The sequence below is a fragment of the Kribbella sp. NBC_01505 genome (assembly GCF_045040285.1).
Classification (GTDB): domain Bacteria; phylum Actinomycetota; class Actinomycetes; order Propionibacteriales; family Kribbellaceae; genus Kribbella.
On the sequence record NZ_CP109425.1, the window covers coordinates 4,273,612 to 4,291,403 of the forward strand.

The 17,792-nt window shown below is 69.4% G+C and carries 13 protein-coding genes; 6 read left to right on the forward strand and 7 right to left on the reverse strand.

Annotated elements, in window-relative coordinates; all coding sequences use genetic code 11:
• Positions 1-9: 9 nt before the first annotated feature.
• From OG474_RS20300 to OG474_RS20325, 6 genes are all read right to left on the reverse strand, one after another.
• Positions 10-2,130, reverse strand: a complete 2,121-nt coding sequence (locus OG474_RS20300; protein ID WP_405063905.1) for a DUF3488 and DUF4129 domain-containing transglutaminase family protein — start codon at positions 2,128-2,130, stop codon at positions 10-12.
• Complete coding sequence (locus OG474_RS20305) at positions 2,127-3,263, reverse strand: DUF58 domain-containing protein (RefSeq protein ID WP_405063906.1); 1,137 nt, start codon at positions 3,261-3,263, stop codon at positions 2,127-2,129. Before OG474_RS20305 ends, OG474_RS20300 begins: the two co-directional genes overlap by 4 nt.
• A 6-nt stretch (positions 3,264-3,269) precedes the next feature.
• On the reverse strand, positions 3,270-5,294 hold the full coding sequence (locus tag OG474_RS20310) for a fibronectin type III domain-containing protein (RefSeq protein WP_405063907.1): 2,025 nt from the start codon (positions 5,292-5,294) through the stop codon (positions 3,270-3,272).
• Positions 5,295-5,345: 51 nt separating this feature from the next.
• On the reverse strand, positions 5,346-6,308 hold the full coding sequence (locus OG474_RS20315; RefSeq protein WP_405063908.1) for an AAA family ATPase: 963 nt from the start codon (positions 6,306-6,308) through the stop codon (positions 5,346-5,348).
• A gap of 79 nt (positions 6,309-6,387) precedes the next feature.
• Complete coding sequence (locus OG474_RS20320) at positions 6,388-7,662, reverse strand: sensor histidine kinase (RefSeq protein WP_405063909.1); 1,275 nt, start codon at positions 7,660-7,662, stop codon at positions 6,388-6,390.
• Entirely contained in the window at positions 7,659-8,324 is a 666-nt protein-coding gene (locus tag OG474_RS20325; protein WP_405063910.1) for a response regulator transcription factor, read from the reverse strand. The genes OG474_RS20320 and OG474_RS20325 overlap by 4 nt, the downstream gene beginning before the upstream one ends.
• A gap of 61 nt (positions 8,325-8,385) precedes the next feature.
• On the opposite strand from OG474_RS20325, the gene OG474_RS20330 reads away from it, so the two are divergent.
• From OG474_RS20330 to OG474_RS20355, 6 genes are all read left to right on the forward strand, one after another.
• Entirely contained in the window at positions 8,386-9,990 is a 1,605-nt protein-coding gene (locus OG474_RS20330; RefSeq protein ID WP_405063911.1) for a BTAD domain-containing putative transcriptional regulator, read from the forward strand.
• Entirely contained in the window at positions 9,987-11,252 is a 1,266-nt protein-coding gene (locus OG474_RS20335) for a hypothetical protein (protein ID WP_405063912.1), read from the forward strand. Before OG474_RS20330 ends, OG474_RS20335 begins: the two co-directional genes overlap by 4 nt.
• A gap of 113 nt (positions 11,253-11,365) precedes the next feature.
• Positions 11,366-12,013, forward strand: coding sequence for a LuxR C-terminal-related transcriptional regulator (locus OG474_RS20340; RefSeq protein WP_405063913.1), 648 nt, complete (start codon positions 11,366-11,368; stop codon positions 12,011-12,013).
• Positions 12,013-13,653, forward strand: a complete 1,641-nt coding sequence (locus OG474_RS20345; protein ID WP_405063914.1) for an AAA family ATPase — start codon at positions 12,013-12,015, stop codon at positions 13,651-13,653. Before OG474_RS20340 ends, OG474_RS20345 begins: the two co-directional genes overlap by 1 nt.
• Before the next feature lie 82 nt (positions 13,654-13,735).
• On the forward strand, positions 13,736-14,539 hold the full coding sequence (locus OG474_RS20350; protein WP_405063915.1) for an SAM-dependent methyltransferase: 804 nt from the start codon (positions 13,736-13,738) through the stop codon (positions 14,537-14,539).
• A gap of 522 nt (positions 14,540-15,061) precedes the next feature.
• The gene (locus OG474_RS20355; RefSeq protein ID WP_405063916.1) at positions 15,062-15,475 is read left to right on the forward strand and encodes an SRPBCC family protein; all 414 of its coding nucleotides are present in this window, start codon (positions 15,062-15,064) and stop codon (positions 15,473-15,475) included.
• Here the strand turns inward: OG474_RS20355 and OG474_RS20360 are convergent.
• Positions 15,472-17,763, reverse strand: coding sequence for a fibronectin type III domain-containing protein (locus OG474_RS20360; protein WP_405063917.1), 2,292 nt, complete (start codon positions 17,761-17,763; stop codon positions 15,472-15,474). The two genes, OG474_RS20355 and OG474_RS20360, sit on opposite strands and share 4 nt — an antisense overlap.
• Between the last annotated feature and the right edge of the window lie 29 nt (positions 17,764-17,792).

A 17,792-nucleotide genomic window follows, 5' to 3' on the forward strand; every position in this document is an offset into this window, starting at 1 on the left:
ACCTGAGGACTACCGCTGACGCGACCCTGGGAGCAGGGTGCGCAGTTCGAGTGCGGCCTGGAGCCGATCCAGCCACGGCCGGGAGCGCAGAGCCCGCCGTACGGCGTGGACTCCGGTCCAGGCCTGCCCGACCGTGTCCGGCGTCGCCGGGCCGCCTGACCAGAGCGCCTGGTCGACGGCCCGCGCGACGTTCGCGAGGCCTGGACCCGTGTCCGGCAGGTCGCGGGCCGCGTCGGCGAGGTCCCGCACGGTCATGCCGGCGGTGACCGGGATGCCGTGCGCCCGGATTCGGTCCCGGGCCTCGGCCCAGGCACCGACCACCGCTGCGCTGCCGCCGCGCCGCCGGCGCCGCTGTGCGCGGAACTGCTTGAGCAGCGGTACGCCGCCCAGCCACAGCAGCAGCAACGCCGCGGAGACTCCGAAGACCGGGATCAGCGGGATGTGCAGACCGCTGGAGTCGTCATCACCCGCCTCGTCGCCGGTCGGCGGCTGCGACTCCGGGTCCTTGATCTTGTCGATCTCCGGGACCCCCGCACGAGCCTGATCGGTGATGGACGCCGCCGAGCCGGCCGGGTTCGTGCTGCCGGTCTTCGCACCGGCCGCAGGATCGAGCGGCCACCAGCCGATCCCCGCGACCGCGACCTCCGGCCACGCGTAGGCGTCCTGGTTGGTCACCGTGTACCAACCGGCCGCGTCAGGCTTCTCCGGCGCCCGGAAACCGACCACGAGCCGGGCCGGAATCGAGTTCTGCCGGGCCAAGGCGACGTACGCGGCCGCAAACTGCTCACTGCTGCCGATGTTCTGCTCCTTGCCCAGGAACGTCTTCAGCTGCGGCCAGCTGTACCCGGTCGGCGCCGCGCTCGAATCGCTCGGCAGCCGGTAGTTCTTCCGGAACCACTTCTCCAGCGCGATCGCCGTCGACATCGTGGCGCGCTTGCCGCCCAACGGGTTCAGGTCCGCGATCTCCGGCGGGATCGGGCCCATGTCGCCCAGCCCGCCGGGAGCGTTGCTGTCGACCCCGGCGCTGCCGAGATAGGCCGCGTCGATGGTCGGCTCGGCCCAGGTGAGCTTGTAGTAGTCGGGACGCTCCGGTACGACGAGCGTGCTGCCGATCGGCTCGACCTGCGGATCGACGGCGTTGCCGACCGTCTCCGGCAACAGTTGCCCGGGCAACCAGGGGCCGTCCAGCGCGTCGTCGGGCCGGATGGTCGCGCTCTGCGTTTTGGTGTCCACCCGCACTTCCGGACCGTGGGCGAGCTGCGTACCCATCCGCAGCAGCGGGTGGTCGCTCGTCCAGTTCACGCCGTCGAAGTTGTCGAAGGCAACCAGTCGCCAACGATCGACCGGCTCCGACGTCTGGTACTTGAACACGACCTTGTCCCGGGCGTCGCGACTCAGCCGGCCCGCGAGCTCATCCAGCGGACTGGTCTGCCGGGTCGTCGGAGCAGTCGCGGACTGCACCCGCTGGAGCGAGTACGGCGTCCGCCCGTGCGGATCGATCGTGCTCACGACCAGCCCGCAGATGATCGCCACCAACGTGACCGCGGCGGTCGTCGCCCATGGAGTGAGTCGGCGGTACTCGAAGTGATCAGGGATCAGTACGGCGATCACCAGCAGCCCGAAGCCGATCGCGATCAGAACCGCGGTCAGCCCCTCGGCGGCGACGTACAGCTGGCTGACTCCGACAACGCCGACCGCGGGCAGGAGCGCGACCAGCGGCGGTGCGCGGTCGAGCAGCTCGATCGTCAGCACACAGGCGATCAACGCGAGCAGGGGAACGAAGATCAGCAGTTCAGGCTCGGGGCGCGCCGGCCAGGTCGACTCGAGCGTCAGTCGCCATGCGGTGAGCCCGTCGCCCAGCGCGCGCATCGACGACAGCGTCGGCAGTCCCACCAAAGTGGTTGCCTGGAGCACTGATTCGACGATCGCCAGCACTCCGGCCACGAGCACCAGCAACGGCCGCCAGCTGAGCAGAGCAGGTCGACGGCGGCAGACCTCCGCCACGATCGCTGCGACCAAGCAGACCAGACCAACGGGAAACCAGAGATGCCCAACCCCGAAGACAGGCGCGAAACACAAGCCACCCAGCAGAATTCCAGCCAGGCTTGCGATTGTTCGGCGGGTGTTCATCGCAGCACTCCAGTCCACTGCGCCAGCGCCTCTCGGGCGGTCCCGGCGAGCACGACCTGAGCGCCGAGGATCGGCGCCACGCCTTGCAGCGGGCCGAGCCCGATCGCGGTGACGGATGAATAGCGGGTCAGCAGCGGCGCGAGATCAGCCGCCGAACCGCGCGCGCCGGTGACGACGACGATCGCCCCGCCCGCCGACGTACCGGTGGTGAGCACGGCCGGGACCAGGGCGGACTTCTCGTCGCGCTGCTGCACGATGCACAGCTCGTCCAGGAACAGCCGCGAGGCCACCGCGCCGCCTGGAGCGGCAAAGTCGGCACCGGCTGTCGTGACGAACCGGCAGCGGTGCCCGGCTGTCGAGGCCGCGAACAGGATCGACGCGGCCACCTCGACCGCCTCCTCGAAAGTGGCTTCAGGCAACGGTTCGGTCCGGGTGTCGAGCAGGACGGTCAGTCGCGGCTGATCCGGGTCGGCATAGTCGCGGACCATCAGCTGCCCGGTCCGCGCGGTCGCCTTCCAGTGCAGGTGCCGAACCTCATCGCCGACGACGTACGGCCGGACATCGCGCAGATCGGCCGAGCCGCGGAGCGAGTCATCCGCCGTACGGCCGACGTGGTGGTGCCGTGGCCGTCCGGCGACGACGGTCCTGGTCGGGTGCCGGCGCGGGTGCACCCAGAGCGTCCCGACCTCACCGGTCGCCTTGCTGTTCCGGGTCAGGCCGAGCGGGTCGCGCCGCTCGAGGCTCAGCGGACCGACCGCGATCCGGCCGCGCCGCGAAGTCGGAAGCTCATACCGGTACGTCGCCTCGATCCCGGGACCCAACTGGCGAACCCGGACCTCCTTCCAGGCCGCGCCTGCGGAGTCCCGCGCCGAGAACGACGCCTGCCGCCGGGTGCCCTCGTTCCGCACGCGCAACGTCGCCAGCGCCGGCCGACCGCGTTCGACGCGATCCGGCGACAACACCCGCTGGACTGTTACCTGCGGCTGGCGCAGCGTCAGTACGACGGCCGCCAGCAGCGCGCCGATGCCGATTCCGGCCAATGCCCGGAACAGTGCATACCCGGCGAACTCGCCCAGCGCGTAGAACGCGATCGAGCCCAGCAGTACGGCGATTCCACGCCCGGTAAGTCTCATCTCCGCCTACCAGGTCACGTGGTTCGATGTGTAGTCGCCGACCGTCACCCAGACATCGCCACCGCGGTCATCGTTGTAGAACTTGTTGATGGTCAGGCTGCCGTTCGGTCCGACCTTGAGGCTGTCGCTGTGCAGAATGCCGTAGTTCAGCGTGTGGCCGACGAAGGTATAGCTGGTGTTGGGCTTGAAGCCGGTGGCGACGATGTGGATGTAGTAGCAGTAGCTGGGGTTGTCACACGGCGCGAAGTCGCCCGTATACAGCGGACCCCTGGTGATCTTGATCGAGGGGGTGCCGCCGCTGGGCGTCGCGGACACCGTCGCGGGAGCGCCGATCAAGTACTCACCCTTCGCGTTCCGGGTGACCGTGCGGACCTGGAAGGTGTACCGCGTTCCGTTCGACAGACCGCTGAAGCGATAGCTGGTGGCAGTCGTCGTGTCGGTGTCGCTGTCGTTCCGCTGGATCACGCTGTAGCGGACGAAGGCGCCGCCGTTCAGGTTCGGCCGCTTCCAGCTCAGGGTCACCCTGCCGTCACCGCCAACCGCCTTCAAGGACAGCGGTGCTGCAGCCGGCGTCGCGACCAGCGGTGGCGGCGGCTTCGGCGTGGGCTTGGGCTTCACTGTGGGTTTGCGGGTTGGAGGCGGTGGTGGTTGCGTGGTTTGCGGCGGATCCACCGGCAGACGGGGTTGCACCGGACGGCGAGTGGGCTCGACCCGTCGCGGCGGCTGGTTGGTCTTGTCGCCGCCAGGATCGGTGGTGTGCTGCGGCGGCAGACTCGGATCCGGAACCGGCGGCTTCGTGGTGGTCGGCGGCACGACCGGCGGCTTCACCGGAATGGTGGGCTTCTGGACCGGTCCCGACGCGTCGACCGGCTTGGAGACCGAGCCGTCCCGGTCCACGACCAAGGCCTGCTCCCCGCCGACACTGTCGACGTACAGGCGCTGGTCCGCGCCCCGGACGAGCAGCGGCCGGTCGTTCTTGCCGGGCTTGACCTTGTCGGACGGCTGCGGGATGTCCTTGCTGTCCTTTTGGTTGCCATCGGCATCCAAAGTGATGAGCTTGGTACCGGCCTCGTCGACCAGCGCGAGGTTGTGGCCGGACGAGGCGATCTGGGTGAACTTGCCCGCCGGCAGGTTCCGTTCGACGCTGGCCGGTCCCTTCGCGGTGCCGCCGGTGATGGCCGCGGTGTCGACCAGATGCAGCTTGGACTTGTCCGGGTCGACGATCGCGATCCGGCCGTCCACGTCGTTCGGCGCGATGATCGACTGCGGCGACAGGGTCAGGCCGGGAACCGTCAGTGCGCGGCCGAGCCCGGAGGAGGAGACCGTGCGGATCTGGCCGGCGGTGGTATCGACGAACACGACCCGATCGCCAACCACAGCGAGCGAACCGATGTTGCCGCGCTGCAACTCGGCCGGACAGGTCAGCCGACCCGCCTGGGCCGCGAGCTGGCACAGTTCACCGCTGAGCAGCCGGTGCACCCACAGCGTCCCGTCCGGCGTCACAACCGGCCGACCGAGAGCATTGTTGTTCGGCAGCGTCAGGCTGGTCGGGCCGAGGCGGACGATCGATCCGGCGTCGCGGTAGACGGCGTACGCGACCCCGGCAGCAGCGAGGCCGTCGGGCACCTCGTCCGACGGCGCCTTCTGGGGGTCGGTGACGTGCAGCGTCGACTTCTCGAAGCTGGTGATGCTGCCGCGCGCCAGGACGTAGCCCTGGCTGTCGGTCTGCACAGCCTGGGTCCCAGGCGTCCCACCCGGTACGGCGACCGAGCCGTCCGCGCGCTTACTGCCGCCGTCGATGTGGAAGACGGCACCGATCGTGCTGTTGTAGATCAGATGACCGGACTGCAAGAACTTCTGGCCGGACGAGTCCGCACCGGCGGTCGTGACGGCGAGGGTGGTCGCAGTGACGCAGAGGGCGACCACTCCGGCCAGCGCGGCGCGCGAGCGCCACGGCGGGGCGGCCGTTTCGCCGTCCTCCGGGACCGCCGTCCGTCGGCGGATGATCGCTTTCAGCTGATCTAGCTGCATGAACCGGCCTCCCCAGTTGCTCGCACGCGCCCAGTTTGTCTGCGCAGGTCGTCAGCCCGCGTTGACGCCCGCCGTCGGCGCCGGCGTCGCGGCGAGGACCTCGTCGACCACCGAGGCCGGCGGCCGCTGGCTCAGCTCGGCGTCCGGTGTGAGGACCAGACGGTGAGCGAGGACTGGTTGTGCGACCTGCTTGACGTCGTCAGGTGTGGTGAACGCGCGCCCATCCGTCGCCGCGTACGCCCGGGCCGCGCGCACCAGCGCGATGCTTCCGCGCGGACTGGCGCCGTACCGGACCGCGGTGTGTTCGCGGGTGGCGGCGGCCAGTTTGACGGCGTACGAGCTGATGGCGGGGTCGACGTGGACCGAGCGGACAGCTGAAATGGCGTTACGCAACGCTGGTACGTCGATCACCGGGCTGAGGGAGTCCGGGCCGATCCGGCCGGTGTCGCCGAGCACGATCCGGACCTCGGCGTCGTGATCGGGGTAACCGATCTCGATCCGCATCAGGAACCGGTCCAGCTGGGCCTCGGGAAGGCGGTACGTGCCTTCCATCTCGATCGGGTTCTGCGTCCCGATCACCAGGAACGGATCCGGCACCGCGCGGGTGTTCGAGTCGACCGTCACCCGGCGCTCGGCCATCACCTCGAGCAGCGCGGACTGCGTCTTCGGCGTACCGCGATTGATCTCGTCGGCGACCACCACGTTGGCGAAGATGCCACCCGGATGGAATTCGAAGGTCTCGTTGCCCTGGTGGTAGACCATGACACCGGTGATGTCACCGGGGAGCAGGTCCGGGGTGAACTGGATCCGGTTCCAGGTCGCGTCGATGCTGCGGGCGATACAGCGCGCCAGCGTGGTCTTACCCAGGCCCGGCACGTCCTCGATCAGCAGGTGGCCCTCGGCGAACAGCGCCGTCAGCGCCAGCCGGATCACCTCCGGCTTCCCGTGGATGACCTTGCCCAGATTGTCGGCTACCAAGCGGTACGCCTCGCCCGGCGGGATGGTGGCACTCATGAAAGAACTCCCCTCAGCATCTCGCCGAGAGTAACGGGTTCCGGTCCAGACGCTGTCCAGGACCGGTCCAGACGAGCGGCTACTGCGGTGCCGTCGGCAACTGGAACTCGAAGATCGCGCCGCCCTCGTCGCCGTTGTAGACCCGCAGATCCCCACCGTGTGAGAGCGCTACCCAGCGCACGATCGACAACCCCAGCCCGCTGGATCCGCCACCGCTGGTGAAGCGCTCGAAGAGGTCTTCACCGATCTCCGGGTCGATCCCCGGACCCTGGTCGGCCACGGTGATCCGGCCGTCCGCGACCGTGACGGTGATGATCGCCTCGGCGGCGCCGGGGAGCCTGCCGTGCCTGAGCGCGTTGTCCAGAAGGTTGCCGACGGCCCGTTGTAGGAGGGTCGGATCGGCGCGCACCATGCTCGGTGCGGTCACCAGCGAGATCCGCGCGCCCTCGGTGGGGAAGTCCTCGACGACGCCGGCGACGAGTTGATCAAGCCACACCGGCTGCACAGCGAGCTGTTCCACGCCGGCGGCAAGTCGGGCCCGCACGAGCAGCCCGTCGATGATGTCGCCCATCTTCCCGGCCAGCCGGACGGTCCGCGGGAGCAGCTCGGCCCGCTGACTTGGATCCCGTACGGCGGTCTCCGCCAGTGCACGCAGAGCCGCGACAGGGGTGCGCAGGTCGTGCGCGGTCTCGGCCAGCAAGGTCTCCTGCTGTTCGAGGGCAGCCATTGCCGGCCGAATCGCTCGCCCCGACAGCCAGTAACTAGCGGCCGCCGCGGCCCCGATCAACCCAGCACACAAGGCCAGCACGATCCACACCAGTTGCTGATGCTTGTCGGCTCGATCCTGCGTGTCGACCCAGGCGACGACGGCGCCGTCGTTCCGCTTGCTGTCGGCGAACTTGAACGGTTTGGCCATCAGCCGGATCGAGTGCCCGTTGACCGCTGTCCCATCGGCATAGGAGTCATCGCCCGACGCGGTCGCCGCGGTGGCGATCTCGTTGAGCATCGCCTTGTCGACGACCGTGCAGAGCGGGTCGTTGTAGAGCGCGGTGAACGACGTACCGCCGCCGGACAGGATCGCGAAGTCCGGGCAACTCCCGTACAGCGGATCCTGGGTGACCGCGGAGGTGTTGATCGGGTCGGCGCTGGTCCCGCTGCCGCTTCCGCTTGCCAGCCGGAGGATCGGTGCGGTGACCACGCCCAGCTCGGCGTTCACGGCGGCCAGGTCGCGTTGGGCGTCCTGGCGGATGACCACCGGGGCGAGGATCAGCAGTCCGACGGTGTTGGCGATGGTGAAGACCGCGGTCAGCCACCAGCGGAGGCGGCGCAGGCGATCGGCGGCCGGGCCCTTCACGGGGCGATCAGGCGGTAGCCGCGGCCGCGGACGGCCTGGATGAGGTCCGGACCACCGCGCAGACGGGCACGCAACCGGGTGATGGTGACATCGACGACGTTCGACATCGGGTCCGCGGCGGCGTCCCAGCAGTGTTCGATCAGGTCGGTCCGGGAGACGGTCTGCTCGGGCCGGCTCATCAGGAACTCCAGCACGGAGAACTCCTTCGCTCGCAGGGTGACCAGGACGCCGGCCCGCCGGACCTCACGGCGTCCGGTGTCGAGCTCGACATCGGCGTACCGCAGGATCGGCGGCCGGATGGTCGGGCCGCGCCGGCTCAGGCTGAGCACCCGGACGATGAGCTCCTCGACCGCGAACGGCTTGACCAGGTAGTCGTCGCCGCCGTGCTCGAACCCGTCGACCCGGTCGGCGAGCTGGTCCATCGCGGTCAGGAACAGCACCGGGACCGCGAAGCCGTCCTGCCGGCGGCTGCGAACGTACCCGATCGAGTCCCCGTCCGGCAGCATCCGGTCGAACACGACGCAGTCGTAGGCGTTGACGAACAGCGCCTCGTCGGCCGCCGCGATCGTGCCCGCCAGGTCCACCGCGAGCGCCGCGGAACGCAGTGCCGCCGGTACGGCGACCTGCAGCTCCGGGTCGTCCTCGACCACCAATACCCGCACGGGGACCCCTCACAGATCGTGTGTCATCGAAATGTCATCGTCACCCCGGATCGTATGTGTCATGAACGGTCACTCAGCGCACCCATCGGCCCTGTCACCGGCCTTCCGCGTGCTGGGCCCGCTGGAGGTGGACGGCCCGGACGGCACCCAGATCGACGTCGGCGGGGGCAAACCGGCCACCGTGCTGGCCCTGCTCCTGCTGCACCGCAACGCCTGGGTCAGCACCGAACAGCTGATCGAAGCTGTCTGGTCGGGCCGGGATGTGCCCGCCTCCGCGCAGAACAACCTGAAGACCTACGTCTGGCAGCTCCGCCGGACCCTCCCCGACGACCGGATCGAGAGCCGCCCCGGCGCGTACCGGGTCCGGGTCCTGTCCGGCGAGCTCGACGCCGACGCCGCCTCCGCCCTCGGCGACCAGGCCCGGGCGCTGCTCGCTCGCGGATCCGCCGCCGAGGCCGTGACCGTCGTCCAGCGCGCGCTCGACCTGTGGCGCGGCCGTCCGTACGACGGGCTCACGGACGACGCGGCCTCGGCCGTCGACCGCCTCACCGAACTGCACCGAACCCTCCGCGAGGACCTCGCCGACGCGCATCTGGCACTCGGCCGGCCCTCCGAGGCGATCGCCGTACTGCGGGTACTCACCGACGAGGAGCCGCTGCGCGAACTCGCCTGGGCCCGGCTGATGGCGGCGTACCGCCTGGTCGGACGCCGGCACGACGCACTGGCGGCGTACCAGCGAGCCCGGACGGCGCTCGTCCGCGACCTCGGGATCGAGCCTGGCGCCGAGCTGACCGCGCTGCACCTGGAGATCCTCAGCGAGGACTCCCGTCGGCCGGTGAAGGCGCCGAGCAGCTCGAACCTGCCGCCGCGAGTCGCCGGATTCATCGGCCGCGAGCCCGAGCTGGAGGCGCTCCGCGGCGCGACCGGCGTCGTCACGATCGACGGGATGCCGGGCATCGGCAAGACCGCCTTCGCCCTCGAGGCGGCGGCGCTGTCCGGCCACGAGACCCAGCAGTACGTCGATCTCCGGGCGGGCAATGTGGTTGCGCCGACCGGTGGGCTGCTGATCCTCGACAACGTCGATCACGCCGACCAGGTGCAGCCGCTGCTGCCGAACGACCCGACCGCACTGGTGCTGGTGATCAGCCGGCGCCGCCTGGCCGGGCTCGACCGCAGCGGAGCGATCACCCTGAACCTGCTCGCGCCGGCCGAGGCCGCGGAGCTCACCGACAACGCACAGATCCTGCAGGCTGCCAGTGGGCACCCGGGCGCGATCAGCTACCTCGTCGAGCGGATCCGCAACCGGCAGCCGTGGACGGCCGCCCGGATGCTTGGTCAGCTCGAGGACCAGGCGGGCCGCTGCTATGCGCTGGCCGAGCTGCTCAGCCGCTTTGATGGGGACTACGACGGGCTGGCCATGCTTGCGGCACAGCAGCTGTACCGGCGGATCAGCACAGTCGGCCGCTTCGACCTCACACAGGCCGCGCGGCTCGCAGTTGTCCGGCCGGACGAGGCCGAGGCGATGGTCGATCAGCTGATGGATCTGAACCTGGTCGCCGAATCGGCACCGGGTCGGTTCGAGCTGCTGCCGATCGCCCGCGACCACGCCTATCGGTTGCTGCTGGCAACTGAAGGGCGCCGGACCAAGGCGGAGCTGGTCGCATGAGGACCCAGGCCACGGCGGCCGCACCGGCCGCCGATCGTCAGATCGACGCAACCCCGGCTGCTGCTCGGATTCCGCAGGCCACGGCGGTCGGCGTACCGCTGGCTCGGTCGTCCGTAAAGTTGCCGTCGGCATCGGTTTCGGCTCCGGTGCCCGCGATCGGACCCGCCGCCCACTACGGGATCGTCGTCCAGCCGCCGGCGCCCGAGATCGTTGTCGACGCGGTCGAGCGGCCGGATCGAGCGATTCGGGTCGGGCAGATCGTGTGCTGGCAGCTCGCGTTGGTCATGGTCGCTGCGGCGACCACGGGTTCGCGGACGGTGCTGATCCTCACGTCCGTGGCGGCGCTGTCGCTGGTGCTGCTCACGGCGGTCCGGATTCGCGGACTGTGGTTGTACCGCTGGATCGGCGTACTGGTCCTGTTCGCACTGCGGCGGCGCCGGGTCGACCTCGGCGAGGGCGTGGCGCTCAACCTGACCAGCGCGTTCCTCGGCCGGACCACGACCGATGTGGTGACCGTGCGGGAACAGCCGTACGGCGTACTCAGCAGGCCGGCCGGGGTCAGTGTCGCCCTGCGGCTCGGCCCGGATGCGCAGTACCGGCTGCTTCCGCAGCTCGCTTCGCTGGCCGAGGCGGCCGACGAGCAGCCGGTCGGCGTCGGGCTGCAACTGATCCTGCACGCCGGTCTCAAGCAGGGCCAGAAGCCGCGGACCTGGATCGCCGTCGCCGCCGAGCGGACGCCGGACATCGCCACCGACGAGCAGTTGCGTCAGGTGGTCGCCAACACCGTTCGCCGGCTGGTCCGGCGGTTCGACCGGGAGCAGGTCGAGTACCTGGCCCTGGACGAGTCCGACCTGCTCGCCTCGATCGGTGCCCTTGCCCACGCCAACGCCGGCCGCGGTCAGCTCCAGGAACGCTGGTCGACCTGGGCCTGCGGGCCCGTCCATCAACTAACCATCCGGTTGGTTGGCTCCGCCGCGCTGCCCACGGCAACACTCGAGGCACTTGTCGGCACCCTGCTCGGCACCGGGACCGGCGCCGCGCAGACCATCGCGATCACTGTCACCGCGGCGGCCGGCAACACCACCTCCGCCCGTCACGACGTCGTCCTGCGGTTGGCCGCGGCGCACCCCGCCACGCTCGACACGGCGACCTCGGTCCTGATCACACTGGCGCGCTCCTTCGGGGTCGAGCCGGAACGCCTGAACGGCCGGCACGCGTCCGGTGCCGCCGCAACGCTTCCACTGGGGGTCCAGATCTCATGACTGTGCCTATGCCACCCCTCCGGGGCGGCGAGTCCTGAGGTCTGATTCCCGTTCTTCCCTCGTCCTTCCAGTCGCTTCGCTCCCTCCACTCCTCAGTCCAGAACGGGGACCTCATGACTGTCACGCTCATCAACCGGCCCACCGGTTTTCACCACGTCCCCGCCCAGGGCGCCATCGCCGAACTGCTGGCCGGTGCCAAGGACGAGGTCATCGCCCTCAGCAACCTCACGCCGGCCGGACCGGCCTTCGGTCCGCGCGACGTCAAGCACGGCGTCCGCTACCGCGCGATCTACCCGGACACCGCCCGTACGGCGCCGAACCTGTGCCGCCACCTCGGTGCGATGTCGATGGCCGGTGCGGCTGTCCGCACGATGCCGCTGGTGCCGATGAACGCGCTGGTGATCGACGGCCAGGTCGCCGTCCTGCCGGCCGACGCGGCCAACGGGAGCGTCGCCGTACTGCGGCTGTCGAGCGTGGTCATCACCGTCCTCGAGCTGTTCGAGCGGGTCTGGCCGGACTCGGTACCGCTGGCCGCCGACGACCTGCCGGACGACACCGATCTGTCGATGCGTGAGCGCGAGATGCTGCGGCTGCTCGGGCTCGGCGCCACCGACGAGGCGGCCGCCGCCCAGCTGGGGATCTCCGTCCGGACGGTACGGCGGATGGTCGCGCAGATCATGCATCGGCTGGGCGCGCGCAGCCGCTTCCAGGCCGGCGTGAAGGCCGCCGACCGTGGCTGGCTGCTGGACCGGGCGAGCTGATGTCGCGGATCCTCACCGTCGCGACCGATCGGCCGGGTGCCTACCCGACGATCGGCGCGGCCCTGCTGGATGCTCCCGACGGAGCCACGGTCATGATCGCCGCCGGGACGTACGCCGAGACGCTGGAACTGACCGGACGCACGGTCACCCTGCGCGGCGAGGGCGGCGCGGAGGTGGTGATCGACGGTTCGGGCGCGGACTGGCCGACGATCCGCGCGGTCGACGGTTCGCTGTCACTCCACGGTTTGACCGTCCGCTCGGCCGACAACCTGACGGTGTCGACCGAGCGGGCGGCGCTCAGCCTCGTGCAGTGCAAGATCTCCGGCGGTTCGAGGCCTGCGGTCAGTGCGCACGCGGGGCCAGGGCTGCGGATCGATCAGTGCACCGTGAGCGGCGCGGCGACCGGGATCATCGTCGAGGGCGTCGGCGGTGAGATCACCGAGACCACGGTCACGGATGTGTCCGGCGACGGCATGGTGTTCGCGCTCGGCGCCGACCCGGTGGTCACCGGTGGATCGGTCCTCGGCTGCGGCGGTCGTGGCGTGTACGTCTACCAGTACAGCCGGCCGTCGCTGCTCGATCTCGAGATCGGGAACACCGGGGCCGAAGGAGTCGGGGTCGCCCACGGCAGTACGCCGGTGATGCGCCGAGTGACTGTCCACGACACTCGTGGGCCGGCCGTCACGGTCGGGCCCGGATGCGGCGGGACGATCGAGGGACTACGGCCGTCGAACACCGTAGAACCGGCAGTGCAGATCGCGGCCGGTGCCACGGTCGAGGTGATCGAGGCGAGTCCACTCACGGCCGCGTCCAGCGGCCCGATCGACGAGCTGCTCGGGGACCTCGACACGATGGTCGGGCTACCCGGGGTGAAGGGCGAAGTACGGGCGCTGGTCGACGAGATCCAGGTCAACGAGTGGCGTCGTACGGCGGGACTGTCGGTCGGCGCGGTCAGCCATCACCTGATCTTCGCTGGAGCGCCCGGGACCGGGAAGACGACCGTTGCGCGGCTCTACGGCAAGCTGTTGAAGGCGCTCGGCGTACTGCCGGACGGTGGGTTCACCGAGGTGTCGCGGCGGGATCTGGTCGGGCAGTACATCGGCCACACGGCGGAGAAGACCTCCCAGGTGTTCGAGAAGTCGCTCGGCGGGGTGCTGTTCATCGACGAGGCGTACACGCTGTCGCGCTCGGCCGGGAGCGGTGGCGACTTCGGCCAGGAGGCGATCGACGTACTGGTGAAGCTGATGGAGGACCATCGCGACGAGATCGCGATCATCGTCGCCGGCTACACCGTGGAGATGACGGACTTCCTGGCCGCCAACCCCGGTCTGGGCTCGCGGTTCTCCAAGACGATCGAGTTCGAGAACTACAGCGCCGAGGAACTGCTGCTGATCACCGACCGGATGGTCGCCGGCGGGGACTACCTGCTCGACCCGGCCGCCGGTGGTCCGCTGACGTCGTACTTCGACCGGATCGCCGACGGACCGAACTTCGGCAACGCCCGCGAAGCGCGCCGGTTGGTCGAGGGGATGCGCAAGGCGCAGTCCCAGCGGCTGCGGTTGCTCGGCCGGATGCCGACCACGGACGAACTCCGGTCGCTGCTGGCCGACGACGTACTGGCAGCTGCCGGCGCGCGTTAGGTCAAGAGATCCGGGGCGGCGGGGTAGTGCTCGCATCGCATAGAGTGACTTCCGTCAGTATCTGATGGGAAGGACCGCCGCGATGGCCGACGAGCCGCCGTTCCCCGGGTTCGACGTCACGAAGCCGAGTATCGCCCGCACCTACGACTACTTGCTGGGCGGCAAGGACAACTTCGCGGTCGACCGCGCGTTCGGTGACAAGTTCATCAAGGAACTGCCCGGCTCGCGGGACATCCCGATCGACAATCGCGGCGTACTGGTCCGGGCGATCCGCGAGATCGTCTCGACCTCCCCTGTGCGCCAGTTCATCGACCTCGGCAGCGGCCTGCCCAGCGCGGACAACGTGCACCAGGTCGCGCAGCGGATCGACCCCGACGCCAAGATCGTGTACGTCGACAACGACCCGATCGTGCTCGCGCACGGCCGCGCCATGCTCGCCGAGAACGAGAACACCGTCGTCATCCAGGCCGACCTGCGGGAACCGAAGTCCATCTTCGAGGCCGAGGCGACCAGGGCCCTGATCGACTTCGAGGAGCCGGTCGCGATCATCTTCAGCGCGACCCTGCATCACGTGAACGACGACGAGGACCCGGCCGGCCTGGTCCGATTCTGGGCCGACCGGATCGCCTCCGGCAGCCACGTCTTCATCAGCCACTTCCGCAGCGAGAACGACCCGCGCAGCCAGGAGCTCGAACAGGTTCTCCAGGGCTCTCTCGGCCGCGGCCGCTGGCGCACCGACGACGAGATCCTCGCCCTCTTCGGCGAAGGCTTCACAGTCCAGGAGCCCGGCCTCGTCGCCGCCGCCGAATGGCGCAACCCCAAGGCTCCCGAAGACCTCCGCGAGTACCAGCGCCTGATCGCCGCCGTACTGGCCGTCAAGGACTAGAGCGTGTCTCTCAAGCTCAACACGTCATCAACATGCCCAAGTTGTGGCCGGAGACAGGCAGGCGGGACCGGAGACCCATGGCTCGAGGTCTCCAGCCACCACTCCCTGTCCCCAGCCACCACTCCATGTCTCTCCCCGTCATTTCCTGTCCCCGGCCACCAGTGATGGCCCGGGACGCATAGTCGGGGCTGGAGACCTGTGGTGCGGGGTCCCTGGCAACCGTTACCTGTCTCCGGCCACCGCCACCGCCTCCTCAACCACCGCATCACCGAGCCGACAGCCGGGGGTTTGAACAGGAACTGGTGGGGGTGGACAGGTCATAACTTGTTCAAGCCCACCCTGCGGTGTCGACGCCCCCGACGGCTGGCGGCGGAGACAGGTTCTCAGAGCCGGAGACCTGTGGTGTGGGGTCTCCGGCAACTGTTGCCTGTCTCCGGCCACCACTCCGGCCACGACGGTTAGACGCACCGCCCCAGGAGTGGGGCGGGGTACTGGTGGGGGAGGAGCGAGAACGAGTGTTTGGTGGAGGCGCCGGCGGAGGACGTGTTCGCGATCCTCACCGACGGCTGGCGCTACGCGGCTTGGGTGGTGGGGGCTTCGCGGGTGCGTGACGTGGATGCGCCCTGGCCGGAGCCTGGCGGGCTGATCCACCACTCGGTCGGCGCTTGGCCGTTGCTCATCAACGACACCACCGAATCGGTCGAGTACGACGCCGGCCGCCGACTGCGCGTCCGCGCCTGGCCGGCCGGTGAAGGTGATGTCCAGTTCCAGGTGGACGAGGGGCCCGCGGGCTGCCGGGTCGTGATGACCGAGCAGGCCGTCCGCGGTCCGGTCACGCTGCTGCCCGGCAAGGTCGCCGATTTGTTGCTAGGGGCCCGTAATGCCGAGACCCTGCACCGCCTCAAACTCCTCGCCGAGCAGCGTTCGGGACCTTAACCCGACTTCCAGGTGAAGATGTTGGACTTGTACGGTCCGCCCGGCCCGGTCACCGTGACGTACACCTGCTTACCGACCATGCCGCACGGGAACCGGTCGTCGACCAGGAGATGACCTTCGCTGCTGGTCTTGAGCGTGGCGCCCGGGTTGAACTGCTTCCCGGCGACGAACGGCACGATCTTGTAGTTGGTGTTCGGCTGCAGGTTCTCGATCCGGACCTGGATGAAGGCGCACTCCGGCGGCTGGCAGTCGTCGTACGACGTCCCGGCGCCGCGCGACGCGACGATCCGCTTGGTCCGCTCGTCCTGGCCCACCGACGCCGCGGACAGGCTCGTCCACTTGCCGACCAGCTGGTCGCCGTTCGGGGCCCGGGTGATCGCCCGTACGTAGAACAGGTACTTCGTACCGTCCTTCAGCCCGGTCACCGTCGCCTGGGTGGTTGTCGACGAGGCCCGCGCCTTGGCGGTCGGCGATCCGACCGTGACGGTGTACTTCACGAACGTCCCGTCGCCCATCGTAGGCGGATCCCACTCCAGCGTGAGCTGCCCCGATATACCGTCGCCGCGGACCACCAGTTCGCGCGGCGACTCGGCCTCGGCGTACGCCTTCTTGACCGAGTTCGACCGTACGGCGGGACCCGCGCCGACGCGGTTCACCGCCCGGACCGTCACGTAGTACGCGGTCGTCTTGCCCGCGAGCTCGGTGATCATCGTCGACCGCGTGCTGCCGCTGACCGTCTTCGACCCACCCGTCCAGCTCAGCTGGTACGACGTGATCGGGGCACCGTTCGGCGCCGCGGCCTTCCAGGACACGCTCGGACCGTCGGTGCCGTACTTCGCGCTGACTGCTGTAGGCGCACCCGGAACACCAGCTGTGATGGTCGGCTTCACCGGTGGTTTCGCCGGCGGATCTTTCTTCGGCGGGTCGTTCTTCACCGGCGGATCGTGCTTCTGCGGCGGATCGGACTTCTCGGGCTGCACCGGCACGTTCGGCTTGTGGTTCTCCGGCGGCGTCGTCTTGTTCGGCGTTGGTTTGTCCGGCGTCGAAGGCTGGTGCGTCGGCACGACGGGCTTGTCGCCCGGCTTGGGCGTTGCCGGCGGCGTTGTGGGCTTGGTCGGCTTGTGGATGATGCCGTCGTCGTCGCTGCCGATCTCGACCGGCTTCGCGCGCCCCTGCTCGTCGACCACGACAACCCGGTCGCCCTTGCCACTCTCGACGTACACCTGGGAGTCGTCACCACGGAAGAGGTTCGGCTCGACCTTGTTCTTCTCGTCGGACTTCTCGTTGCTGTGGACCTTGTCGTAGCTGACGGTGCCGTCACGGTCGAGGGTGACCAGGTCCGAACCCTTGCGGTCCAGCAACGCCAGCCCGTGCCCGGACGAGGCGACCTTGTCGTAGTTGCCCTTCCGGATCTTGGTCGTCTTCGGCGGCTCCGCCTTCTGACCGGGGCGATCCGGCAGTTCGACCAGGTTGACGACGCTCTGCTCGCGGTCCACGAACGCGATCCGGCCGTCGACATCGTTCCCGGCGACCAGCGCCGTCTCCGGGATGTCGTTGCTCAGGTCAACATGTGAGCCGAACCCGTCCGGCGTCAGGTTGTAGACCCGGTCGGAGGTCAGATCGACGAACACGGCCTTGGCGCCGATCGCGGTCAGCGCGCCCTTGTGCCCCTTCTGAACCGTCGCCGGGCAGGACATCCGGTCCGCCGTCAACGGCAGTTGGCACAGGTCACCCTGATCGACCCGGTGCACCCACAAGGTGCCCTCGGACGTCACCACCGGATCCCCGAGCGTTCCACCCGGGAACGCCGTCGCTCCGTGCTTGCCGAGGCGCATCACCCGGCCGGACTGCTGGTAGACCACGAAGGCAGTCCCAGCGGCCTCGAGCCCGATCGGCTGCTCGTTCTCCGGCACCTCGATCGGCTCCGCCACCGTCAGGTCCGACTTGCCGAACTGGTCGATCCGCGACTTCGACAGCACGTACGCGTCGGTGTCGGTCTGCACGACCTGGGCGCCCGGCTTACCGCTGGGCATCGGGACCTGGGCATCGATCTGCCGGGTCGCGCCGTCCAGGTGGAAGACCCGCCCGAGCGCGCTGTTGTAGACCCAGTGACCGGACTGGCTGAACTTGAACCCCGAGTTCGGGTCGCCGGCGCCGGTCAGCACGACCACGCTCATCAGCGCGACACACCCCGCCACGACAGCCGCCAGCCCCGCGCGGCCTCGCTGGCCCTCCGGCCGGTCCGCGCGGCGCAAGAACTTGGTGAGCTTCACTTTGGTCTGCCTCACTCTCACAGGGTAAGTGTGGGTGGTCCAGG